The 24,888-nt window shown below is 55.1% G+C and carries 16 protein-coding genes and 4 pseudogenes; 17 read left to right on the top strand and 3 right to left on the bottom strand.

Annotated elements, in window-relative coordinates; genetic code table 11:
- The first annotated feature begins 24 nt into the window (after nucleotides 1-24).
- The 5 genes and pseudogenes from atpG to glmS all read left to right on the top strand — a co-directional run bounded on the left by atpG (nucleotide 25) and on the right by glmS (nucleotide 6,212).
- Entirely contained in the window at nucleotides 25-900 is an 876-nt protein-coding gene (gene atpG, locus JCM2850_RS10540) for a F0F1 ATP synthase subunit gamma (protein WP_025871730.1), read from the top strand.
- A gap of 62 nt (nucleotides 901-962) precedes the next feature.
- Nucleotides 963-2,359, top strand: a pseudogene (gene atpD, locus JCM2850_RS18625) (F0F1 ATP synthase subunit beta).
- Between the two features lie 75 nt (nucleotides 2,360-2,434).
- On the top strand, nucleotides 2,435-2,860 hold the full coding sequence (locus JCM2850_RS10550; protein ID WP_025871732.1) for a F0F1 ATP synthase subunit epsilon: 426 nt from the start codon (nucleotides 2,435-2,437) through the stop codon (nucleotides 2,858-2,860).
- A gap of 156 nt (nucleotides 2,861-3,016) precedes the next feature.
- Nucleotides 3,017-4,378: a bifunctional UDP-N-acetylglucosamine diphosphorylase/glucosamine-1-phosphate N-acetyltransferase GlmU gene (glmU, locus tag JCM2850_RS10555; RefSeq protein ID WP_025871733.1), complete on the top strand. Its 1,362-nt coding sequence runs from the start codon at nucleotides 3,017-3,019 to the stop codon at nucleotides 4,376-4,378.
- Between the two features lies 1 nt (nucleotide 4,379).
- Nucleotides 4,380-6,212 (top strand): glutamine--fructose-6-phosphate transaminase (isomerizing), encoded by a 1,833-nt coding sequence (glmS, locus tag JCM2850_RS10560; RefSeq protein ID WP_025871735.1) that lies wholly within the window; start codon nucleotides 4,380-4,382, stop codon nucleotides 6,210-6,212.
- A gap of 78 nt (nucleotides 6,213-6,290) precedes the next feature.
- Here the strand turns inward: glmS and JCM2850_RS10565 are convergent, their stop codons facing one another.
- The 3 genes from JCM2850_RS10565 to JCM2850_RS10575 all read right to left on the bottom strand — a co-directional run bounded on the left by JCM2850_RS10565 (nucleotide 6,291) and on the right by JCM2850_RS10575 (nucleotide 7,479).
- A complete protein-coding gene (locus JCM2850_RS10565) occupies nucleotides 6,291-6,539 on the bottom strand; it encodes a hypothetical protein (RefSeq protein WP_025871737.1) in 249 nt (82 codons plus the stop codon).
- A gap of 324 nt (nucleotides 6,540-6,863) precedes the next feature.
- The gene (locus tag JCM2850_RS10570) at nucleotides 6,864-7,100 is read right to left on the bottom strand and encodes a heavy-metal-associated domain-containing protein (protein ID WP_081775029.1); all 237 of its coding nucleotides are present in this window, start codon (nucleotides 7,098-7,100) and stop codon (nucleotides 6,864-6,866) included.
- Nucleotides 7,101-7,146: 46 nt separating this feature from the next.
- The gene (locus tag JCM2850_RS10575; protein ID WP_025871741.1) at nucleotides 7,147-7,479 is read right to left on the bottom strand and encodes a four-helix bundle copper-binding protein; all 333 of its coding nucleotides are present in this window, start codon (nucleotides 7,477-7,479) and stop codon (nucleotides 7,147-7,149) included.
- A 250-nt stretch (nucleotides 7,480-7,729) separates the two neighbouring features.
- On the opposite strand from JCM2850_RS10575, the gene JCM2850_RS10580 reads away from it, so the two are divergent.
- The 12 genes and pseudogenes from JCM2850_RS10580 (at nucleotide 7,730) to JCM2850_RS22815 (ending at nucleotide 24,873) form a co-directional block, all read left to right on the top strand.
- Nucleotides 7,730-8,545, top strand: coding sequence for a response regulator (locus JCM2850_RS10580; RefSeq protein ID WP_025871743.1), 816 nt, complete (start codon nucleotides 7,730-7,732; stop codon nucleotides 8,543-8,545).
- Nucleotides 8,445-9,848 (top strand): ATP-binding protein, encoded by a 1,404-nt coding sequence (locus JCM2850_RS10585; protein WP_025871745.1) that lies wholly within the window; start codon nucleotides 8,445-8,447, stop codon nucleotides 9,846-9,848. The genes JCM2850_RS10580 and JCM2850_RS10585 overlap by 101 nt, the downstream gene beginning before the upstream one ends.
- Nucleotides 9,849-9,934: 86 nt before the next feature.
- Entirely contained in the window at nucleotides 9,935-12,781 is a 2,847-nt protein-coding gene (locus JCM2850_RS10590; protein WP_081775030.1) for a bifunctional diguanylate cyclase/phosphodiesterase, read from the top strand.
- A 69-nt stretch (nucleotides 12,782-12,850) separates the two neighbouring features.
- Complete coding sequence (locus JCM2850_RS10595; RefSeq protein ID WP_051525370.1) at nucleotides 12,851-13,396, top strand: sigma-70 family RNA polymerase sigma factor; 546 nt, start codon at nucleotides 12,851-12,853, stop codon at nucleotides 13,394-13,396.
- 10 nt (nucleotides 13,397-13,406) lie between these two features.
- Nucleotides 13,407-13,787: a FecR/PupR family sigma factor regulator gene (locus JCM2850_RS22800; RefSeq protein ID WP_234406203.1), complete on the top strand. Its 381-nt coding sequence runs from the start codon at nucleotides 13,407-13,409 to the stop codon at nucleotides 13,785-13,787.
- Nucleotides 13,682-14,395: a FecR domain-containing protein gene (locus JCM2850_RS18630; protein WP_051525371.1), complete on the top strand. Its 714-nt coding sequence runs from the start codon at nucleotides 13,682-13,684 to the stop codon at nucleotides 14,393-14,395. Before JCM2850_RS22800 ends, JCM2850_RS18630 begins: the two co-directional genes overlap by 106 nt.
- A 319-nt stretch (nucleotides 14,396-14,714) precedes the next feature.
- Nucleotides 14,715-16,948, top strand: a pseudogene (locus tag JCM2850_RS18635) (TonB-dependent siderophore receptor).
- A 721-nt stretch (nucleotides 16,949-17,669) separates the two neighbouring features.
- Nucleotides 17,670-18,877 (top strand): annotated as a pseudogene (locus JCM2850_RS22805) (class II glutamine amidotransferase).
- 110 nt (nucleotides 18,878-18,987) lie between these two features.
- Nucleotides 18,988-19,784: pseudogene (locus tag JCM2850_RS21930) on the top strand (glutamate synthase central domain-containing protein).
- Nucleotides 19,712-23,059 carry a glutamate synthase-related protein gene (locus JCM2850_RS21935; RefSeq protein WP_199898312.1) on the top strand — a complete coding sequence of 1,116 codons (3,348 nt, stop codon included), beginning with the start codon at nucleotides 19,712-19,714 and terminating at the stop codon, nucleotides 23,057-23,059. The pseudogene JCM2850_RS21930 and the gene JCM2850_RS21935 overlap by 73 nt, the downstream one beginning before the upstream one ends.
- Before the next feature lie 69 nt (nucleotides 23,060-23,128).
- On the top strand, nucleotides 23,129-24,283 hold the full coding sequence (locus JCM2850_RS22810; RefSeq protein WP_267879270.1) for a flavodoxin domain-containing protein: 1,155 nt from the start codon (nucleotides 23,129-23,131) through the stop codon (nucleotides 24,281-24,283).
- An 11-nt stretch (nucleotides 24,284-24,294) separates the two neighbouring features.
- Nucleotides 24,295-24,873, top strand: a complete 579-nt coding sequence (locus tag JCM2850_RS22815) for a ferredoxin reductase domain-containing protein (RefSeq protein WP_234406218.1) — start codon at nucleotides 24,295-24,297, stop codon at nucleotides 24,871-24,873.
- Nucleotides 24,874-24,888: the final 15 nt, after the last annotated feature.

Genomic DNA, 24,888 nt, shown 5'->3' on the forward strand with positions numbered 1-24,888 from the left:
TTGAACAGACAGGCAGACTAGACAATGGCCGGTAGCAAAGAAATACGTACCAAGATCAAGAGTGTGGAAAACACACGCAAGATCACCAAGGCGATGGAAATGGTCGCTGCATCCAAAATGCGCAAGGCGCAGGAGCGGATGCGGATGGCCAGGCCCTATGCGGAAAAGATACGCAATGTGACAGCCCACTTGTCGCAAGCCAATTCCGAATACAAGCACCCCTTTATCGTCAAGCGCGAGAAGGTATCAAACGTAGGTTTGATCGTGGTGAGTTCGGACAAGGGTTTGTGCGGTGGTCTTAACACCAACGTATTGCGCATGTCGCTGAACCAGATGAAGACCTGGGAAACTGAAGGTAAGCAGATTACCGTCAGCGCCATCGGCAACAAGGGGTTCGGCTATATGAACCGTATTGGTGCCAATGTGAAGTCCCATGTCACCGGTCTTGGCGATACCCCGCATCTGGAAAAGCTGATCGGTACCATCAAGGTCATGCTGGATGCCTACATCGCAGGTGAGATTGATCAACTGTTTATCGGTTACACCCGTTTCATCAACACGATGAAGCAGGAGCCGGTGATGGTGCAACTGCTGCCATTGTCCAGCGAGCAGCTGGATACAACAGCCACCACAGCCAAGGGCCATTGGGATTACATCTATGAGCCTGACGCTAGCGTTGTGATCGACGAACTGATGACACGCTATGTTGAGTCCATGATCTACCACGCCGTTGCTGAAAACATGGCGTCCGAACAAAGCGCCCGTATGGTCGCGATGAAGGCCGCTTCGGATAATGCAAAGACGGTGATTGGCGAATTGAAGCTGGTGTACAACAAGGCACGTCAGGCTGCAATTACCAAGGAAATCTCAGAGATTGTCGGTGGCGCGGCGGCTGTCTAGTCGTGCTGAATGTAGCTTAAGTAAAAGCTCAAAGAATTTAAGTATAGATTGAGGATACCAAGATGAGTCAAGGTAAGGTTGTTCAATGTATTGGTGCCGTGGTTGACGTCGAGTTCCCACGTGACCAGATGCCCAAGGTATATGACGCTCTGATCCTGGATGAAGAAACATCCACGGTAGAAGCTGGCTTGACCCTGGAAGTGCAACAACAATTGGGTGACGGTGTAGTGCGCGCAATTGCCATGGGTTCCAGCGATGGTCTGTCCCGCGGCATGAAGGTCAAGGGCACCGGCAAGCAAATTCAGGTTCCAGTAGGCCACGGCACACTGGGCCGCATCATGGATGTACTGGGTCGTCCTATCGACGAAGCTGGTCCTATCGTGGCTGATGAGCACCGCTCCATCCACCAAAAGGCACCAACATTCGAAGAACTCTCCCCTTCCGTTGACCTGCTGGAAACCGGCATCAAGGTGATTGACTTGGTCTGTCCGTTTGCCAAGGGTGGTAAGGTTGGTCTGTTCGGTGGTGCGGGTGTAGGCAAGACCGTTAACATGATGGAACTGATCAACAACATCGCCAAGCAGCACGCTGGTTTGTCTGTTTTCGCTGGTGTAGGTGAGCGTACACGTGAAGGTAACGACTTCTACCACGAAATGAAGGACTCCAACGTTCTGGACAAGGTAGGCATGGTGTTCGGTCAGATGAACGAACCACCAGGCAACCGTTTGCGCGTTGCGCTGTCCGGTTTGACCATGGCTGAGAAGTTCCGTGATGAAGGCCGTGACATTCTGTTCTTCGTCGATAACATCTACCGTTACACACTGGCTGGTACCGAAGTATCCGCGCTGCTGGGTCGTATGCCTTCTGCTGTGGGTTACCAACCTACCCTGGCTGAAGAAATGGGCCGCTTGCAAGAGCGTATTACCTCCACCAAGACTGGTTCCATTACGTCCATCCAAGCCGTTTACGTGCCTGCGGATGACTTGACCGATCCATCTCCAGCAACCACCTTCCTGCACTTGGATTCCACCGTGGTTCTGTCCCGTGACATCGCATCCCTGGGTATCTACCTGCGGTTGATCCACTGGATTCCACTTCACGTCAGCTGGATCCATTGATCGTGGGCGAAGAGCACTACAACGTGGCACGTTCCGTACAGTCCACACTGCAGCGCTACAAGGAACTGCGTGACATTATCGCGATTCTGGGTATGGACGAACTGTCCCCAGAAGACAAGCTGGCTGTGGCCCGTGCGCGTAAGATCCAACGCTTCCTGTCCCAGCCTTTCCACGTCGCTGAAGTATTCACAGGCGCACCTGGCAAGTATGTGACACTGAAGGACACCATCAAGGGCTTCAAGGGTATTGTGGCTGGCGAGTACGATCATCTGCCAGAGCAGGCGTTCTACATGGTAGGTGCCATCGAAGAAGCGGTTGAGAAGGCGAAGACGCTTAACTAAGCGATTCTCAACTTATTCCTATCAAGTCCTAATTTAGGCAAAGTCCTAGTTAGGCAAAGTTAAGGATAGAACGATATGGCATCAACAATACACCTGGACGTGGTCAGCGCAGAAGAGTCCCTCTTCTCGGGCGAAGCAGAGTTTGTCGCTGCGCCTGCGAAGCTGGGCGAGGTGGGTATCTATCCCAACCATGCGCCTTTGATCACCACCATCAAGCCAGGCGTGCTGCGTATCAAGGTTGCCAACAGCGGTGAAGAACAGGCTATCTACATTTCCGGCGGTTTGCTGGAAGTGCAGCCTGGCATCATCACTGTATTGGCGGATACTGCGATCCGTGGTCGTGACCTGGATGAGACCAAGGCTATCGAAGCCAAGCGTGCTGCCGAAGAAGCGCTGAAGAACAATGCCTCTGGTATTGACTATGCGCGTGCCCAGGCAGAGCTTTCCGAAGCCCTGGCTCAACTGCAGACCATAGAACAGCTGCGCAAGACTACGCACTAATACCTCGCTGTTATAACAGCCAGGCCTGGTGAGTGTCAGAGTCACCTGTTTTAAGCAAAACGGCAGCCAACTGGCTGCCGTTTTTATTTATACTTCTGGATATTCCAGAATAGCGCCAGACCGGATCTTACCTTGTCATCTTCCCCGACATCCTCCTTGCCCAAGCTCAATATCGTCATCCTTGCCGCGGGCAAAGGCACCCGCATGCATTCCAGCAAACCCAAAGTGTTGCACCCCATCGCGGGCAAACCCATACTGCGGCATATGCTGGCGACTGCACGTGCTCTGCAGCCGAGCAAGATTATTGTGATTTACGGTTTTGGCGGCGAAACAGTCCCTGAGACCATAGGGGAGTCAGACATCGTCTGGGTCAAGCAAGAACAACAGCTGGGCACCGGGCATGCCATGCAGCAAGCCCTGCCCCACCTGGAAGACGATGCACGCACCCTGATACTGGTGGGCGATGTGCCGCTGCTCGAAGTCTCAAGTTGTGTTGCCTTGTTCAAGGAACCTGCGCCGCTGGCACTGCTGACCGTCAACATGCCTAATCCAGCAGGCTATGGCCGTATTGTGCGTGTTCAAAATGCAGTGCAGGCCATTGTGGAACACAAGGACGCCAACGAGGCACAGCGCACCATCAAGGAGATCAATACCGGCATCATGGCCGCTGATAACCGCTGGCTGAGCCAATGGCTGCAACGTCTAGACAATAACAACGCCCAGCAGGAATATTACCTGACCGATATCGTGGCGCTGGCTGTGGCGGATGGCCAATATGTCAGTGCTGTGCAGTGCAATGACGAGTGGCAAGTCGCTGGTGTGAATTCCAAGCAGGATTTGGCAACACTGGAGCGGGTTTACCAACACCGCCAGGCTGCGCGTCTATTGGCCCAGGGTGTGACTCTGGCCGACCCTGCGCGCCTTGATGTACGTGGTGAGCTCACCGTCGGCCGTGACGTAGAGATCGATATCGGCTGTATCTTTGAAGGCAAGGTCAGCCTGGCCGACAATGTGCGCATAGGCCCGTATTGCGTGATTCGCAACGCCAGCATAGGCGCAGGCACAGCTCTGGCTGCCTACACCCATATAGACGATGCCAGCCTGGCAGAAGAATGCCGTATAGGCCCGTTTGCACGCCTACGTCCGGGCACGCAGTTGGCTGATCATGCTCATGTGGGTAACTTTGTCGAGCTGAAAAACGCGCAGGTGGATAGTGGCAGCAAAATCAACCATCTGAGCTATGTTGGTGACGCCACGGTGGGCAAAAAGGTCAACATAGGGGCAGGCACCATCACCTGCAATTACGACGGCGTTAACAAATGGCGTACCGTGATTGAAGATAATGTCTTTATTGGTTCAGACACACAGTTGATTGCCCCAGTCACGGTCAAGGCAGGCGCCACCTTGGCTGCAGGCACTACCCTGACCCAAGATGCTCCCGCCGATAAGCTCACCATGTCGCGCGGTAGGCAATTTACCCTGGATAATTGGCAACGCCCCGAGAAAGTGAAGAAATAATATGTGTGGCATCGTAGGCGCAGTTGGCGCACGCAATATCGTCCCAGTACTGATCGAGGGTTTGAGCCGTCTGGAATACCGTGGCTATGACTCTGCAGGCATTGCCGTGCTGGCAGGTAACAGCATAGAGCGCGTACGTGCAGTTGGCCGGGTTGCCGAAATGCAGACACGCGCCCAGGCCCAGCAACTGACAGGCGAAGTTGGCATAGGCCATACGCGCTGGGCCACCCATGGCGGCGTAACCGAATCCAATGCCCACCCGCATATCTCGCGTGGTGAAATTGCCGTGGTGCACAACGGCATCATTGAAAACCACGATCAGCAACGCCAGCATTTGCAGTCCCTGGGTTACGTCTTTGAATCGCAGACCGACACCGAAGTCATTGCCCATTTGATCCACCATCACCAAAGCCAGGGCAAAAGCCTGCTTGAGGCGGTTCAGGGCGCAGTGACGGAATTAACCGGGGCCTTTGCCATTAGCGTGGTTTCCATACATTACCCCGGCCAGATGATATGCGCACGCCAGGGCTGCCCATTGCTGATAGGCCTGGGTGAAGGCGAAAACTTCATTGCCTCGGATGTCTCCGCAGTGTTATCCGTGACGCGCAATGTGATTTATCTGGAAGATGGCGATGTGGCCGATATCAGCCAATCACAAGTGGTGATCATGGATGCCACAGGTGCCGTGGTTGAGCGCACTGTGCACCGCAGCGATCTGTCCCTGGCATCGCTGGAGCTGGGCCCTTATGCCCACTTCATGCAAAAGGAAATCTACGAGCAACCCAAGGCCCTGACTGATACCCTGGAAGCCATCATTGATGACAACGCCTTCAGCCCGGCCTTGTTTGGTCGCGAGGCAGAAGAAGTATTTGCGCAGGTGGATAGCGTGCTGATCCTGGCCGCAGGCACCAGCTATTACGCTGGGCTGACCGCAAAATACTGGCTGGAAAGCATCGCCCAGTTGCCCACCTCGGTGGAAATTGCCAGCGAATACCGCTATCGCAAATCCGTACCCAACCCTAAACAACTGATCGTCACCATCTCCCAGTCCGGCGAAACCCTGGACACCATGGAGGCGCTCAAGCACGCCAAATCGCTGGGGCAAAACCTCACCCTGGCGATTTGCAATGTGCAGGAAAGCGCAATTCCCCGTGCCTCCAAACTGGTGCTCTACACTCGTGCGGGTGCCGAGATAGGCGTGGCCTCCACCAAGGCCTTCACCACGCAACTAGTGGCCCTGTTTACCCTGGCGGCAACGCTAGCCAAGCAGCATGGCCGCTTGAGCACTGAAGAAGAGCAGCAATATATTGATGGCCTGCGTCACCTGCCAGGCAGCGTGCAGTTTGCGCTTAACCTGGAGCCGCAGATACGTGAATGGGCCAAGGCCTTCAGCAATAAATTCCACGCCCTGTTCCTGGGTCGTGGCATGCACTACCCCATTGCGCTCGAAGGTGCGCTCAAGCTCAAGGAAATCTCCTACATCCACGCCGAGGCTTACCCCGCTGGCGAACTCAAGCATGGCCCGCTGGCGCTGGTAGACCGCAATATGCCTGTGGTGGTGATAGCGCCGAATGACGCCTTGCTGGAAAAAGTGAAGTCCAACATGCAGGAAGTCAGCGCGCGCGGCGGTGAGCTGTTTGTATTTGCCGATGCCGACAGTCACTTTACCGAGAGCGAGCATGTGCATGTGATACGCACCCCACGCCATGTAGGCGTGCTGTCACCGATATTGCACACCATCCCGGTACAACTACTGGCCTACCATGCTGCCCTGCTCAAGGGGACGGATGTGGACAAGCCGCGTAATCTGGCGAAGTCGGTGACGGTGGAATAAACCGCAAGACGCAATATAAAAAAGCTCGCATAGGCGAGCTTTTTTATATATTGAATCTGGGCTAAGCGCTAAAGTCTGTCAGTCGTAAAACCATTTAGTCACATAGATCACGAGCACGGCGATACTCACTAGCACAACTGGGAGGGCTATCATCAGTGCCAACCTCTTCATGAAGCTTGGTTCAACGAATACCACGCCTGCTGCTTCCTTCACCCTTCTCTCTTCATCGAAGTGCCATTTGATTGCAAAATAGGCACCAATACCCAATACAATCAGCTTAAAAGCGCCAGCAAAGTATGGAAACATGTCAGTCCAACTGCCTTCCATTATCAATCTCCATCAAATTCAATATCAATTTTGCGGCAGCATAATCCAAAGGTATTGTTTAATGCGCAGCGAAAGTCAGGCGTTTTAGCCAGCGCAAGTCTACTGCTCGCGCTAGCTGTCCACAACTCTATTTTCAATACTTGTCGTTATGGTGCTTTGCTAAGTCAGTAAAAGCACGGGCAAATGCTATTCCAGTGCTGCCTATCATCACAGCCTCACATAGCAGCTCCATCCAGATTATTTGCTCTAGTATCTACAGACGTTAAAAGGCGTGCCAGCAACAGTGGCACGCCTTTTACATGGTGAAGATGCAGCTAGGGGAAATTAGTCAGCCATATCAATCGTGGCTGCACTACAGATGCCGAAACCCACATGAGTAACAGCGGAGATCATATCTGTAGGACTGACATGAAATTCATCGTAATCTACCGTGGTTTCCGCGCTATCCAGCGCCACCTCGGCATTCTTCACCCCATCCAGTGCCAGTAATACGCCTTTGACGGTATTGGCACAGGCACCACAACTCATGCCAGTCACCTTGAAATGTGCGGTTTGCATCATGATCTCCTTTAAATAAGCGTGGGGCTGAGAAAAGTCGATTACATTGCTAGTGTATGGTAGCGAGCAGGCAGGCGTCTACACATGCCTGGCAAGCCTGGGCGCACTGCTGGCAATGTTCTGCATCATGTTCCAGGCAGGCCTCGGCGCAGAGTTTGCACACTTCGGCACAGTCTTCCAGCACCAGCTCGGTGAAAGCGCTTTCACGCTGGACAAAGCTCAGGGTCAGTTTGCAGTAGTCGGTACAGTCTGTATCAAGCTGGATACAGCGTTGCATATGCAGGGGCGAGTTTTCCTCCTTACAGGCCTGGGCGCAGTGCTCACAGGCGGCAATACAGGCTTTAAGGGCTTCAATGCAAGGCTGGTAACGTTCTAACTGCATGGGGTCTCCTTAGGGGCTGATGCACAGGTCGACTAAGCATTCTAGGCCGGGCTGAACCGTGGATTTATAAGATGCTGTCCTATGCGGCTATCAGAAAAAATTAACGTCTTATCCGGTTTTTAACTGACTACTGACATGCGGCTTTTCCACTGACAACTGGCATGAGGCTGAGGCTGCTATGCGACATAGCTTGTCGCCAGACTTTCCTCATTTATAATGACCACGCCTTCATTTTCTATAGCGCCCAGCCATGAACCATCAAGATCACATCCTGATCGTGGATGATGACCACGAAATTCGCGAATTGCTTACCGACTACCTGCGCGATGCGAGTTTCAAGATTTCTGAAGCGGCCAATGGCCGCGAGATGTGGCGCGTGGTCAATAAGGAGCAGGTAGACCTGATTGTCCTTGATCTGATGCTGCCGGAAGAAGATGGCTTGAGCCTGTGCCGTGAGCTACGCGCCCAGCATGAAATTCCTGTGGTAATGCTCACTGCCAAAGGCACGCTGATAGATCGCATCATAGGCCTGGAGGTCGGCGCCGATGATTACCTGCCCAAGCCGTTTGATCCGCGTGAGTTGCTGGCACGCATCAAGGTGATATTGCGCCGTGCACGCGTGAGCGATAAACCCGCTGCTGATGAGTTTGCCTATATCAGTTTTGAAGGCTGGCGTCTGGATACCCAGGCCAGGCAGATGTTTTCGCCTGAAGGCGTGATTGTCTCGCTGGGTAGCTCTGATTACATGGTCTTGCGTGCGCTGCTGGAGCACCCTAACCGCCCCTTGAGCCGCGAGTTCCTGATTGAGCATGTCTATGGCAAGGATAGCCAGGCGTTTGACCGCTCCATCGATGTTTGCATCAGCCGTTTGCGTCAGCATATTGAGGCTGATACCCGTAACCCCACCATCATACGCACCGTGCGTAATGCCGGTATATGCTCGCCAGCCAGGTCAAACACGAAAAATGAAATGGCTCTGGCCTGCCTCGCTGTTTGGCCGCCTAGTCATCGTCCTGGTGGCAGGCACCATGACCGCACAGGTTCTTACCGGGTTTATCTGGTATGACATGAATTATGGCAAGGCGCTGGAAATCCCGACCCGCGTGCTGGCTGCCAAGCTCTCCGATAGCATCAGCCTGATCGAGATCAGCAAGATAGAAGACGAGCGCCTGCTGATCAAGAAACTCAGCAATCCCCAGTACAAGCTCAGCGAGGTTGATGGCCTGCCGCGCCTCAATGCGCTCAAAACCCGCGACCGCGCGGTGGAGTTGTTGTTCAAGCATGTATTCGAGCAGGAGTTTGGCCGCCTGCTGCCCATCCATATCACCGATATTGAACTGCATGATGATCACGGCCAGGAGGCGGGCTGGCTGGATTTATTCGAGGCGCACTACCCTTCCGCGCATTTCACGCTGTACGTGCAACTAGCCAATGGGCAATGGCTGCGGCTGGATGCCTATGAAGGCCAGGCGGGCATGAGCATGGCACCGCTGATGGATTTGTTTGATTACCTGTTCCGCATCTATTTCATCCGCATCGTCGTCATCATAGGCATTGCCCTGTTTGCGGTACGGCAGATCATGCGGCCACTGAACCGCTTGGCTGCCGCCGCCGAGCGCCTGGGGCGCAATATCTACAGCCCTCCGCTGGATATCGATGGCCCCACCGAGGTGCGGCGTTCAGCCAAGGCCTTCAACCTCATGCAGCAGCGTCTGATAGATACCGTCACCGAGAAAACGCGCTTTCTAGCCGCCATCTCGCATGACCTGCGCTCACCGATTACGCGCTTGCGCCTGCGCACCGAGCAGATAGACCAGCCCGTGCTGCGCGATAAATTCCGCCGCGATCTTGAGGATATGGAAAACCTCATCTCCTCCACCGTAGACTTTATGCGCGGCGTTGAGGTGCATGAGAACCGCCACCCCATCAACATCAACGCCATGCTGCAGGGCTTGCAGGTAGACGCGCAGGAAACCGGGGCCGAAGTGTCATTGCATGGCGAGGCAGTGCCTATCGATGGCTATGCAGTCAGTCTCAAGCGCTGTTTGCAGAACATTCTGGAAAACGCCATACGCTATGGCAAGTCTGCGCATATCGAGGTCATGGACAGCCCCAGCCGCCTGCGCGTTGCCATCCGCGATCACGGCCCAGGCATACCGGAAGATATGCTCAAGCAGGTATTTGAACCTTTCTACCGTCTGGAAACCTCACGTAATACCAAGACCGGGGGTTCAGGTTTGGGTCTCAGCATCGCCAAGACCATTGTTGAAGCGCACGATGGAGAAATCCATTTGCGTAACCTGGCCAGTGGTGGCCTCGAAGTGTTGATAGACCTGCCCAGACAGCCTCAGGAACCCAGCCCTAAGTAAAATATTTGCCAGATCTTGATAATCTACTGAAAGTATATGGTTTAATCCCATTGAAATCTAAAAACAAATAGCTTGTGGTGAACTGAATGAGCAGCGCAGAAATCAAGGACCCTAGACTGAGCGAGTCATCTGGACTCAAGATATTGGGTTTCGCCATCAACCATATCCAGGAAGCTGTGCTGATCTGCGATGCGCAGGCCAGGATATGCTTTGCCAACCAGGCCAGCAGCGATTTACTGGGCTATGACGAGCAGACCTTGCTGCAAATGTACCTCCCGGCACTGGAGCCTGGGCTGGATTGCATACAACTACTGCAATTCAGTAGCACACACCCGGACCGATTCAACGCCACGAGCGCCCACGCGCACAAAACCACGCGCGAGACCCAATGGCTGAATAAAGCCGGCAAGCTGATTCCGGTGGAGGTGGTCTCACACCCACTAGAGCAGGAAGGCCAGCCCTATCATGTCATCATGGCCTGCGACATCAGCACGCGCCTGCATCTGCATCACCAATTGCGCGAGCAAGAGCTGCAATACAGCCTGCTGGTAAAAAACTCCCCCGATATCTTTATCCGTTACGACCAGGATTGCCGCCGCGTCTTTGTCAGCGATGATTATGAGCGCGTGTTTGGCCTGCCAGTTGAGCAGGCCATAGGCAAAAAACCCACTGAAGCCTGGGGCAAGCCCGCCATGCAGCCAGATGACTATGAAGCCAGGTTGCGCGAGGTCATGGCATCAGGTCAGGCCGCCCAGATCGAGCTATGCTGGAAGGAGCAGGGACAAGTCATCTGCAAATCCGTGCACGCCGTGCCTGAGCGTGATTTGCAGGGCAAGGTGATAGGCGTACTTTCCATCACGCGCGATATCTCGGAGATACGTCGGGCCGAACGTCTGTTGCAGCAACGCGATGAATACCAGAACGCCTTGATTGAGAATTTCCCCTTTGTCATCTGGTTCAAGGATACCAATAGCCGCTTGCTGGCTGCCAATACCGCCTATGCCAAGTTTGCCCAGGTAGAAAGCAAGCAGGCGCTGGAAGGCAAAACCGATTTTGATTTGTTCCCGCCTGATCTGGCCCAGGCCTATGTAGATAGCGACAAGCGCGTATTGCAAAGCGGTGAATCCTGCTTTGTGATTGATATGTTTGAAAAGGATGATGGTGAGCGCGGCTGGATAGAAACCTATAAATCCCCGGTGGTGGTGGCTGGCAAGCTGGTCGGCACCGTGGGCTTTGCCCGCGACATTACCGACGCCAAGCTCAATGAAGAAAAGCTGTTACAGCGCGAGCGCGAACTGCAATCCCTGATTCACAACACGCCAGATACCATCATCCGCTACGACAGGGATGCGCGCCGCCTGTATATCAACACACCGCAATTGAAGCGCTTTGGCCTGCGCTCCTCCGCCATCATAGGCAAGACACCTTCGGAATTCCCCGGTGGCGAAATCTATGTCAAATATGAAGACAAGATCAAAGGCGTGATTGCCAGCGTGGCACCGGATTTCCTAGAGCTACGCGGCGAGAACGATGATGGTAGCGCCTGGTTTATCCATGTGCGCTTTGTGCCGGAATTTGGCGATCACGGCGAGGTGACTGGTGTGCTGGCGGTTGAGCGCGATATCACCGAGCTTATGGAATACCGCGAGCGTATTCACTATCTGGCCTACTACGATGCACTGACGGGCATCCCTAACCGTACCTTGTTTGCCGACCGCGTGAACCAGGTGCTGGCCGATGCCAGCTGGCACCAGCAGCAGTTTGGTCTGATGATGCTGGATCTGGACCGCTTCAAGGAAGTTAACGATAGCCTGGGCCACGGCGCCGGGGATGAGTTGCTGGTCTCAGTGGCCAAGCGCCTGCAATCCTCGGTACGGGCTTATGACACTATTGCGCGGCTGTCTGGCGATGAATTCGCCATTTTGCTGCCCGAGTTGCGTAACCCTGATGACCTGGCCACCATTGCCAAGAAAATCAATGAAGAGATTGCCAAGCCCTTCCTGATCCAGAACAAGGAATTGTTCATCTCCACCAGTATAGGCATTGCCATCTACCCCAATGATGGCAGCGACCGCGCCAAGCTGTTCAAAAGCGCAGACGTGGCCATGTATCACGCCAAGAATTATGGCCGCAACAACTACCAGTTCTATTCGCAGGAGCTGGGCTCCAAGGCCTCGGAATATATCCTGCTGGGCGCATCCATACGCCAGGCACTGAAAAACAGTGAATTTGAGTTGTTCTACCAGCCGCAGATAGACCTGATGAGCGGCCGCATCATAGGCGCAGAAGCCTTGCTGCGCTGGCGTAACCCGCAGCTGGGTGTGGTCATGCCGGATAGATTTATCAAGGTGGCAGAAGAAAGCGGCCTCATTGTCGAGATTGGCGATTGGGTGCTGCGTGAAGCCTGCGCTGCTGTGGCCAGCCTCAATGCCAAGGCCCCAGCCGATGCGCCGCTGAGCATGGCGGTTAACCTGTCTTCGCGCCAATTCCTCTATAACGATTTGCTGGCCTCGGTGCAGCAGATACTGACCGAGACAGGCTGCAAGCCGGAATGGCTCAAGCTGGAAATCACCGAAAGCCTGTTGCTGGAAGACAGCAAGGAGATTATTGCCACGCTGAGCGCCTTCAAGCAGATGGGCATCACCATCTCGATTGACGACTTCTGCACGGGTTACTCCGCCATGAGTTATCTGGGGCAATTCCCTATCAGCCAGGTGAAGATAGACCGCTCCTTTGTGCGTGATATCGCCATCAAGCAGGACAAGCTGGAGCTGATCACCGCCATTATCCGTATCGCCCATGCCTTGCGCCTGGAGCTGGTGGCCGAAGGGGTGGAGAGCAAGCAGCAGGCCAATCTGCTCAAGATTCAGGGCTGCACCATGGCGCAGGGCTATTTCTTTGGCAAGCCTATGCGGCTCAGCATCTGGAGCTGATTATTGCCGACGGTGAAGATTTGATGCAGTAAGGCAGCCGCTTTGTCTCAGTGAGGGTAATGCTATATAATGAGATTTATTCTCATTACTGGGCAGCTTGCTGTGTCCAAGCTTTCTTCTTCCCCCGGCAATGCCTTACAGGCTTTGTACCTGAATCATCATGGCTGGCTCAATGGCTGGTTGCGCAAGAAAATGGGCAACCATGCCGATGCCGCCGACCTGGCGCAAGATACCTTTATCCGCGTCATGTTGAGCGGCGACAGTGAGCATCTGCGTGAACCGCGTGCTTTTCTCACCACCGTGGCCAGCGGCCTGGTATCTAATTTCTACAGGCGCAAAAAGCTGGAGCAGGCTTACGAAGAAGCCCTGCTGCATATGCCTGCTGACTACACCCCCTCACCTGAAGCCCGCGCCCTGGTGCTGGAAACCCTGCTGGAAATTGATGCCCTGCTTGATGGGCTGCCATTGCAAGTGCGGCAGGCGTTTCTTTATTCCCAACTCGATGGCATGAGCCAGGCCGAGATTGCCGCTGAGTTGAAAGTCTCCGTGTCCACGGTCAAACGCTATATCGTGCGCGCCATCCAGCAATGCTGTTTTGGTCTGGAGTCAGCATGAGGTTGATGTCATGAGGCTGAATCAGTCACGCCCTAAAGCTGCTATCCCTGCCGATATCAGCCGCGCCGCGGCCGAGTGGCTGGTAGAGCTGCAATCTGCCGAACAACCGGAAACCCTGCGCCAGCAATGGCAAGCCTGGCGCGATGCCCACCCCGATCATGAACGCGCCTGGCAGCATATCGAGCTGCTGGGTGAAAAGCTCGGTGGCTTATCCTCGCCGCTGGCGCATGCCACCCTGGCACCACGTGCTCCTTCAAGCGCAGGCGTGCCATCAAAACCCTGGCCGTGCTGCTGTTTGCAGGCGGTGGTGCCATGGCGGTGGAAGATAGATTGCCCTGGTGGCGTCTCAATGCCGATTACAGCACCGCCGTGGGCGAATCACGCAATCTAACGCTGGAAGATGGCACCGAAGTCGCGCTCAATTCCTCCAGCGCCATCAGCGTGGCGTATACCCAGCAGCAACGCATCATCATGCTGCTGCATGGTGAAATCCACATCAGCACTGGCCATGCAGGCCAGGGGCGGCCTTTTCTGGTGGCAACCGATCAAGGCAGCATTCATGCCTTGGGTACGCGCTTTGGCGTGCGCCAGCTCAGTGATGAAAAAGACGCGCCCATACGCGTTAGCCTGCTTGAAGGCGTGGTGGAAATTGCCCCAAGTGAACTGGCAGCCCGTACCCGGCTGCAAGCAGGAGAGCAACTTTCCTTCACCCGGCGCATGCTGGCCCCGGTAGAGCGCCTTAACCCCAATGACAATGCCTGGATGCAGGGCATGCTGGTGGCAGACGACATGCCCCTGGTCGAGTTTCTCGCTGAGCTGGCAAGGTATAGACCTGGCAGCCTGGGCTGCCATGAAAGCATTGCCCAGCTCAAGGTCACAGGTACTTACCCCCTGCACGACACCGATAAAGTCATTGCCATGCTGAGTGACAGCCTGCAGTTGCAAGTGCGTAGCCTGACGCGCTACTGGGTCAGGCTGATGCCAGCCCACGACGCCTGATCCTGCGTCATGCTCAATGCATGCAGCGCTGAGCTGTTTTGACGGCTGGAGTGGCATAGGAAATAGCAACGCTATTTTTGTAAATAGCAGACTATTTTCATGTCTTTAAGGATTCTTCATGTCATCACCTGTTTTACCGGCTAGCTTGCAACGCAAGTTATCCAGCATTGCGGTTGCGCAAGTACTTTCCACCTTATTGCTGCTGGTGCCTGCGCTCTACGTCACGCCAGCCCAGGCTGATACCCCTACCAAGTCCTACCAGATTGCCCCAGGCCCGCTGAAGCAGGCGCTTAACCAGTTTGGCCGTGATGCCCAGGTCATGATCTCGTTTTCCAGCGAGTTGACCGCAGGCCTCACCAGCCCCGGCCTCAACGACAATGTCAGCCTGCAAGATGGCCTGGGCAAGTTGTTGCAAGGCACAGGCCTGGAAGCAGTAGAGCAAGCCAATGGCGGCTTCCTGCTGCGCAAGGCGGCTAACCCCAGCCACACTTCATCGACTCTGGAAGAAGTCACGGTCAAGGCCAGCAAGGATGCCACCAGTGAAAACACGGGTTCCTACACCACCTCTGCCACAGCGGCCGCCACCAAGCTGCCTTTGTCTCTGCGCCATACACCACAATCGGTGAGCGTGATTACGCGCAGCCGCATGGATGATCAAAACCTCACGCAGTTGCAGGATGTGCTGGAACAAACCGTGGGCATCAGCGTGGTGCAAAGCGGTTATGTAGGGGCCAACTGGAACACCTTCCAGTCACGTGGTTTCACTATCAGCAACTATCTGGTGGATGGTGTGCCCATGCGTAATGGTTTTGAGCTGATGACCTCGGATATGTCCTTCTATGACAGGCTGGAAATTGTGCGCGGAGCCACAGGCTTGATGCAGGGTGTAGGCTCGCCTGCGGGTAGCATCAACTTTGTACGCAAGAAGCCTACGCGTGATTTCCAGGCTTCGGTGACAGGCCAGTTAGGCTCATGGGATAACTACCGCGGCATGCTGGATATCTCCACCCCGCTCAATGAAGATGGCAGCGTGCGTGGCCGTGTGGTTGCAGTCAAGCAGGATAGTGGCTCCTATATAGAACGCTTTGGCCTGCAGCGCGAAATGCTGTACGGCATAGTAGAAGCGGATATTTCGCCAGATACCCTATTCACCGCCGGGCTTGAATACCAGAACCATGAAACCCATGACTCGCCTGAAGCTGGCTTGCCGCTGGTATTCAGCAATGGTGCTCACACCCAGTGGAAGCGTTCCAAAAACCCTGGAGCAGAATGGGCTTATAGCGAGAACGAAAAGCTGGGGTTCTTCACCTCGCTGGAACATAGTTTTGCCAACCAGTGGCGCGGCAAAATCCAGTTCAATCATTCACGCAATCGTTACGACAGCATGATAGGTGCCGGGGGCTCTGGCAGTCTCAATGCGGTGACCGGGAGTGGCGTGACCTTGTGGGGTGGACGCTGGCAGGCAAAGCCTGTACAGAATGCGGTGGATATCTCTGCCAGGGGGCCATTCACCTTTGCTGGGCGCGAGCACGAGCTGGTAGTGGGCGTGAATTACTCATACACCGATTACAAAGCACCTAACTACCGCATCTGGGATTTCATTCCTGTGAGCAATTACTACAACTGGAATGGTGCGGTGAGAAACCCTGACATTCCGGTGACTGGCCATAATGATTTCATGGAACGGCAACTGGGCGCTTACTTGACTGCGCGCTTTAAACCTACTGACCAGTGGGCCATTCTGGCGGGTGGACGTGTTATCCATTGGCATCGCTCTACAGATACCTACGGCGTCAATGGCTCGTATGCCCATGCGGGTCGCGCGGAAACTGGCGTGTTCACGCCCTATCTGGCCACTACTTACGACCTCAACTCTCAGGCATCGCTGTATGCCAGCTACACCAAGATATTCAGCCCACAAACCAGTATGGATGTGAACGGCAATTATCTTGACCCATTGGAAGGTCATAGCTATGAGGCAGGGATCAAGCATGAGCTGTATGGTGGTCGCCTCAATACCAGCCTCGCTGTGTTCCGTGTAGAGCAGGATAATGAAGCGGTGCGCGATGGCACACGTCTGGCTCCCAATGGTGGCGCTGCCTATACGGCTGAAAAGGGCACGCTAAGCCGTGGCTTTGAAGCGAGATCAATGGGGAAGTGGCCCCTGGCTGGCAGGTTGGCGGTGGCTATACCTTCCGTATTTCGCAAAAAGCTAATGGCGACAAGATTCAGACGGTAACGCCGCAAAACCTGTTCAAGCTGTTCACCAGCTATCGTTTGCCCGGCGAGTGGAACAAGCTGGTGCTGGGCGGTGGTGTTAACTGGCAGAGCCGTATCTACACCAATGATACCGGGCCAGCTGCGCAACGCTTTACCCAGGGCAGCTATGCCGTGGTCAACCTGATGGCGCGCTATCAGTGGAATGATCATTTCTATACCGCACTCAACCTCAACAACCTGTTCGACAAAACCTATTACACCAATACTGGGGCGAATATGGGTTTCTATGGCACGCCACGCAATGCCATGCTGACTTTCAACTATCAGTTCTAAGCCGGGTTTGGCTAAGCAAGGGGGCGCAAGCCCCTTTTTTATTGGCGCACAGAGTTGGTGCCGTGTTGCAGTGAGTGCTGAAGATGAAATGGCATCTTATATAATTGAAATAAAAGGAATAAATCATATTGTCCGCAGCCTGGCCTATAGGCGAAATGCAAATAAGGGGCACGCTTTTTTCATGCTGCAATAACAAGCTGCCATAAGAGTTTTATATAAAACAACGACTTGTATAAATCATAAAATTAAGTACCAGGGTTTTTGCACTGAAATTGTGCATAAATCACCTATGGGCACGGTTTTAGTGCGATTTTGTAATTCAGGTGCGTGGAGAGGGGAAGATTTTGCAGGGAGTGGGCACGAATTAATTACTTGTAATTCATTGCCTTATTTGGCATGAGTAAGAAATTCTGGCGAGGGTAAGTGTGCGCTTGGTCTGTGGCATAAACCTTGCTTACGGCTTAAGCCCCACTAAAATCAGTGGGTGTGCTTGCGCTGAGGACTGAGGTCAAAGATACACCATGTTGTGCTTTAGTCAAAGTCTTGGCGGCAGGCGTCACAGAATTCTTTAGAAATTGCTGGAGAAGTACACTTGAGCATCATCAATCAGACCTTGAGCGACAGCCCTGTTAACAACACAGGCTTGTATGACAGTTCCCTGGAAAAGGACAACTGTGGTGTTGGTTTCATTACCCGCAAGGACGGCGTGCAGACGCACGACGTGCTGCTCAAGGGGCATGAGGCACTCTGTACCATTCCTCACCGTGGCGGCATGTCAGCCGAAGGCGTGGGCGATGGCGCGGGCGTTTCGATTGATCTCTCGCTGGCCTTCTTTAGCCGCGTCACTGGCCTGTCCTTAGAAGCTGGCCGCTTTGGCGTAGGTAACTTCTTCCTGCCTAGCGATGTGGCAGCCCATGCTGCGGCTGAAGACATCATACGCAAGGCACTGGCTGACAAAGGTCTGGAAGTGCTGCAGGTGCGTGAAGTGCCTGTCGATAACGATGCCATCCGCCCTGCCGCAGTGCGCTATCAGCTGCCTATTCAGCAATGGATTTTCGCAGCGCCTGCCAGCCTGGATGCGCAGCAATTTGACCGCAGCATTTACCAGGCATTGCTGGTCATTGAAGAACAGGCATACACCACCGATAGTCTGGCTGGTCTTTATCCACTGTCCATGTCTGCGCATACCCAGGTACTCAAGGGCCGCCTCAATTCCAATGAGGTGATTCCCTACTTCCATGACCTGATGGCAGAAGATCATGCGGTGCACACCATGTATTTCCATACACGGTTCTCCACCAATACTGACCCGCACCCCAGCATGGCGCAGCTTTCCGCATGATGGCGCACAACGGTGAACTGAACACCGACCGTAAAAACCGCATTGCCGAGGCCGCGCTGGCGCGTGCCCGCAATGGCAAGATTTTCCGTCCCAAGGGTCAGTCTGACAGCTCACGTCTGGATCAAACCCTGAACAGCCGCCTGATGGATGATGGCCTGGACCTGGTCACCGCTGTGGTGTCCATGATGCCGCCTGCCTGGGAAAACGATGAGACCCTGCCAGACAATATCAAGGCCATGCTGGAGTACTTCTCCCTTTATGAAGAGAAGAACGATGGCCCGGCTGCGCTGATCTTTGGTAATGGTGCCGTAGTGGGTGCTCGCCTTGACCGTCTGGGCCTGCGCCCACTGCGTAGCGTGGAAACCGCAGAATACCTCTGCGTGATGTCCGAAGCTGGCCAGATCAACTTCCCGGCTGAGTCCGTGCTGAATCGTGGCCGTATCGAAGCGGGCGGCATGCTGTACTTCGACCATGCCCAGCAGCGCTCTTTCGGCACGCTGGATACCCTGGAAATGCTGGCTGGCCAACGTGATTACGCAGCACTGCTGGCCAAGGCCAGGCTGATCTCAGCAGCCTGCCTGCGGTAGCAGCAGAAGTTGCAGGCTCACCACAGCGTTATCAAGGCAATCTGGAGCGCTACCAGCGCTTTGTGGCTTACTACCACAATCAGGAAAGCTTCAAGTTCATGATGGACCCCATGCTGGCTACTGGCGCTGAGAAAATCTCCGCCATGGGCTACGGCAATGCCATCAATGCGCTGACCGATCATGAAGCGGCGTTGCACACTACTTCTCGCAGCGTTTTGCGCAGGTGACCAACCCGCCACTGGATTCCATCCGTGAAGCCGATGGCATGACCCTGCGCGTGGCGCTGGGTGCCAAGCCCAATATGAACAAGGGCAAAGGTAGGCAGATCGTTATCGCTTCACCCATCATCAATCATCTGGACATGCTCAAGCTGCGTGACCAGCAAGAAACGCCTTATCGCCGTTTCGAGATGCTCTATGCCCCGGTGCTGAACAATGCCACGGCCAATGAACAGGCGCTGGAAAAAGCCATAGACGAGCTTGCCAATGCAGTAGTGGCGTTTGCGCGTGAAGAAGGCGGCATAGCCGTCATTTCTGACCGTCATGTTTCTTCCAGCCTGGCGGCCATGCCGTTGCTGCTGGTGGTATCTGCCATCAATCAACGCCTGATTGATGAAGGTCTGCGTCTGGATGTTTCCCTGATTGCCGAGAGCGGTCAGGTAGCTTCCTCGCACCATATTGCTGCCGCCCTGGGCTTTGGTGCATCTGCCGTCTACCCACTGGGTGTGCAGGTGCGTGCCGAAGAGAAATACGGCGACGATGCCGACAAGGCGTTCAAGAAGTACGCAAAGGCCGCAGAAAAAGCCCTGATGAAGACCATGGGCAAGGTCGGCCTGTGCACTGTGGAAAGCTATATAGCGGCGAATTCTTCGAGCCTAACTTCCTCAATACCAATGACCGTGTATTGAAGAAATACTTCCCCAACCTCAAAACCCCAGTCGGCGGCGCTGATTTTGCCGTGATTGCGCAGATGGTGGTGGATTGGCATCAACGTGCCCTGACCGTGACCGACGAAAACAGCGTGCCGCTGTTGGGCCTGTTCAAGGAGCGCTCTGAGGGTGCGGGTCACTCCTTCGGCACCATCGCCGTGCGTGGTTTTGTCGATATGACCGAGGAAAAAATCCATTTCGACAAGGTGGGTCAGCGTGCGGAAGATGACTTCCTGCGCCTGATGACACTGTCGCGTCTGGAAGATGCGTTTGCCCTGAAGAAGGAAGACGCGTTCAGCAAGGGCAGTTTTGATCGCCTGTCCAAAGACGATATCGATAACTTCCAGCTCACCAAGAGCTACCGCAGCTTCTCGCACATGATGGCAGAAGAGCGCGCCAAGCGCCCTGCCGCCCTGCGCGATGTGCTGGAATTCCCTGCTGATCTCAGCCAGCTGTCTACTGAGCAAGAGTTTGCCCGTGTGCTGGCGCGCTTTGCCGTGTTTGGCAACAACAGCATCATGCTGCGCGGCCTGGAGTGCCAGGATCAAGGCAATGGCCGTTTCAGCCTGCAACTCAGCGGTGCCAAGTCCGCAGATATCAACCGTCTGTCCACCCTGGCGCAAGCGCTGATTGCACGCTTTGGCAAAGATATCAGCGGCCATTGGCTGGAAGGCAGCGCCCTGACAGTTGAAGCCCAAGGTCAGGCTGCGGCCTACCTCAAGCTCTTGCGCGTGGCACCTGCCAGCTTGCCATTGTCAGAAGTGCAGCCAGCCAGCGAAATTACCCGCAGCTTTGCCTCCGGTGCCATGAGTCATGGCGCGCTGGTGGCCCCGGCCCATGAGGCAGTGGCGCACGGTACCAATATGGTGGGCGGCATGTCCAATTCCGGTGAAGGTGGCGAACACATCACCCGCTACGGCACCCTGCGTGCCTCACGCATCAAGCAGCTGGCTTCTGGTCGCTTTGGCGTCTGGGCGGGCTATCTGGCTGACCCCATGCTGGAAGAGTTGGAAATCAAGATAGGCCAGGGTGCCAAGCCTGGTGAAGGTGGTCAATTGCCTGCGCCCAAGGTGACAGTGGAAATTGCCGCTGCGCGTGGTGGTACACCTGGTGTAGAGCTGGTTTCCCCACCACCCCACCACGATACTTATTCCATTGAAGATCTGGCGCAGCTGATTCATGACTGCAAGGCCGCCCGTGTGCGTGTGATCGTCAAATTGGTGTCCTCAGAAGGCATAGGCACCATTGCGGTAGGCGTAGCCAAGGCTGGTGCCGATGTGATTAACGTGGCGGGTAATACTGGCGGTACTGGTGCGGCTTCAGTCACCAGCCTCAAGTACACAGGCCGTGCTGCGGAAATTGGTATCGCTGAAGTGCATCAGGCGCTGTGCGCCAACGGTCTGCGCGATAAAGTCATCCTGCGTTGCTCAGGCGCGCATCAAACTGCCAGCGATGTGGTGAAGTCGGCCATGCTCGGTGGTGATAGCTTTGAATTCGGCACCACCGCGCTGATGATGCTGAAATGCGTGATGGCGAAGAACTGCAACGTCAAGTGCCCGGCAGGTCTTACCACCAATGCCGAAGTGTTTGATGGTGACCCACGCGCACTGGCCCAATATCTGTTGAACGTGGCGCACGAAACCCGCGAGATTCTGGCCGAGATAGGCCTGCACTCCCTGGCTGAGGCGCGTGGTCGCTCCGATCTGCTGCAATTGCTGGATCACCCCTCCAGCGTGGGCCAGCTTGATCTGCGCGCCATGCTGACCGTGGTGCCTGAAGTCAAGATTGCCAGCCCGGTCTATATGGAAAAAGATTTTGCGCTGGATGATGCCTTTATCGACCTGCTGCGTGCCAACCTGGTTGATGGCAAGCAACAGCAAGTCAGCCTGGGCGAAGGCCGCAGGCTCAACAACTGCAACAAGACCGTTGGTGGTCAACTGGCCATCGATATCGAGCGCATGCTCAACCACGAGTTTAGTGCTGAGCAGGCACTGAGCCTGCCTGCAGCGGCGGTGGATAAGCGCGGTCGTCGCTTCCTCAAGCCACGCAGCGTGCTGGTGAACACCAGTGGTTCTGCTGGTCAGTCTTACGGTGCTTTCTGCAACGACGGCATGGTGATGCGTCACAGCGGTACTTGTAACGATGGCGTAGGCAAGGGCCAGAACGGTGGCGAAATTATTGTCGTATCACCTGGTGGTGGTTCCGAGCAGGCAGGTGGCAATGTGCTGGTGGGTAACTTTGCGCTGTTTGGCGCCACGGGTGGCCGTTTGTTTGTTGAAGGCCAGGCGGGTGACCGCTTTGCGGTGCGTAACTCCGGCACTAGTGCCGTGGTTGAAGGCGTGGGTGATTTTGCCTGCGAATACATGACCAATGGCGCGGTGCTCAACCTGGGTGCTTTCGGCAAGGGCTTCGGCAATGGCATGAGCGGTGGTTTTGCTTACCAGTACGACCCATACAGCCAATTGGCAGGCAAGGCCGCGGCAGATTCCGTCTTGCTGGGTTCGATTACCGATGGCAGCGAAATGGCCAAGGTACATGCGCAGGCGATTCAGCAACTGTTGCAATGGCATGTTGAGGCCACAGGCTCCAAGCGTGCCATCTGGCTGCTTGAAAACTGGGAAACCGAGCAACAGCACTTTGTCTATGTGATGCCACGCGCCCTGCTGCTGTATCAGGACAGCGAGGAAATCCTCAAGGCAAAGCCCCGCAAGGAATTGCTGGAAGAGCTGTCCACAGCGCTGGCCAGCCACCAGGTACGCAAGTTCAAACTGGCTTACCGTGATGGCAAGCCCGTGCTGAATGGCAAGGTGCCAGGCTATGGCGAGACCGACAGCGAAACCATGTATGAGCTGTTGAATAACTACACCGTGCTCAATATGGCGCAGCAAGTGGCTTTGGCAAAAGTGCCGCAGGCCACGGATGTGGCAGACCCAGCGGTACAGAAGGCGGTACGCAATCTGTTGCTGACCGAAGACTTTGTGCTGATGCAGAAGCTGCAGCGTTATGCGCGTGAAGCCATAGACAGCTATAACGACCAGGAACTGGCGGTGCTGATTGCGGACAAGCGTCTGCGTGATTACAAATCAGCCATGAGCCAGCGCAACATCCTCTCCATGGACAGTCCAGGCACTTATGGCTGGATCATCCATCAGAGCAGCAAGAATGTCGCCCTCATGGGTGCCCTGCCCAGCCTGGAAGCCTTGTTTGCCAAGGCCTCGCTGCTGGAACTGGCCACTACGCTTAAATCCAATTAAACCCTGACTGTACGCAGCATGCCGCGCCCCATGGCGCGGCATGCATGCTGATTGAGTAATAATCGCATAATGAACATGCCCTATATCCCTGAAGACTCACCCTTCAATCAAGACCAGAAAGCCTGGCTGGCTGGTTTCATGGCTGGCTTGCAAACGCGTTTGATCAATACCGCAGATGCGGGTGGTCGCAGCAAGCCGCCCATCTATATCCTCTACGGTTCCCAGACTGGCAATGCCGAAGGCCTGGCTAGAACCGCCGCCGCCAGTGCCAAGCAGCATGGCCTGGAGCCAGTGGTGCAGTCGCTGGATGAAGTGGAAATGGAGGCCCTGGGCAAGATGCGCCGCGTGCTGGTGGTAACTTCCACCTATGGCGAAGGCGAAATGCCGGACAATGCCGAACTGTTCTGGGAAGCGCTTTCCTCCCCCACCGCCGCACGCATAGAAGAAACCACCTTTGGCGTGCTGGCCATAGGCGATACTGGCTATGACGGCTTCTGCGAGGCGGGCAAGCTGATTGATATGCGCCTGGAGCAACTGGGTGCGCACAGGCTGCTGGCACGCGTGGATTGCGATGTGGACTTTGACGAGCCTGCCAACGCTTGGATAGAAGCGGCCTTGCCCTTGTTTGCCGAAGTGGAAGGTGGCGCGGATGAAGTGGCGGCAGCGCCAGCGGCGGAAGAAGCCGCCCCTGCTGCTTCTGCCTTCAACCGCAAAAACCCGTATCAATCTACCCTGGCGGTGAACCGCCGTCTGTCTGGTGATAGCTCAGCCAAGGAAATTCGCCATTACGAATTTGCCTTAGGCGATAGCGGCATACACTACGAAGCTGGTGATGCGCTGAATGTAATTCCCGAGAATGACCCTGCGCTGGTCAGCCTGATTCTGAACCGCCTCAACGTGGGTGCAGATACAGCCGTTGCCAAGCAGGACAAGCCGCTTGCCGAATTGCTGACACGCAATTTTGAAATCTCCACGCCTTCACGTGAATTGATTGCCGCCATAGAACAACGTGCGGGCAATGAAGACTTGAGCCGTCTGCTGCAAAGCGGCGACAAGGAAGGCCTGGATAACTGGTTGTGGGGCAAGGACACGCTGGATCTGCTGCAACTTAACCCTGGTGTCAGCCTGAGTGCAGATGAGTTCGTCAGCCTGCTCAAGCCGTTGCAACACCGCGCTACTCTATCTCCTCCAGCTCGCTGGCTAACCCTGACCATATCCACCTGACCGTTGCCAGCGTGCGCTACAACAATGCTGGCCGTGAGCGTGGTGGCGTCTGCTCTACCTATCTGGCGGACCGCGTGGCTGAAGGCGATCAGGCTGGCATCTTTGTCAGCGTGAATAAATCCTTCCGCGTGCCTGTAGATCAGCATGCGCCTGTGATCATGGTTGGCCCTGGTACGGGTATCGCGCCATTCCGCGCCTTCTTGCAAGAGCGTCAGGCAGCGGGTGCCGCTGGCCGTAACTGGTTGTTCTTTGGTGACCAGACCCGCAGCAGTGATTTCATCTATGAAGATGAGCTGACCAGCCTGATGAAGGCTGGCGTGCTGAGCAGGCTGGACCTGGCCTTCTCGCGTGATCAGCAAGAAAAGATCTATGTGCAGACGCGCATGCGCGAAAACGGCAAGGAACTCTACGCCTGGCTGCAAGAAGGTGGTCACTTTTATGTCTGTGGCGATGCCAGCCGCATGGCCAAGGATGTGGACAAGGCCCTGCACGACGTGATTGCCGAGCATGGTGGCCTGGATGCCGAAGCTGCCACGGCTTACGTCAACCAGCTCAAGCGCGAAAAGCGCTACCTGCGCGACGTTTACTAACACTATCGCCACTGG

The sequence above is a fragment of the Methylobacillus glycogenes JCM 2850 genome (genome assembly GCF_000617925.1).
GTDB lineage: Bacteria > Pseudomonadota > Gammaproteobacteria > Burkholderiales > Methylophilaceae > Methylobacillus > Methylobacillus glycogenes.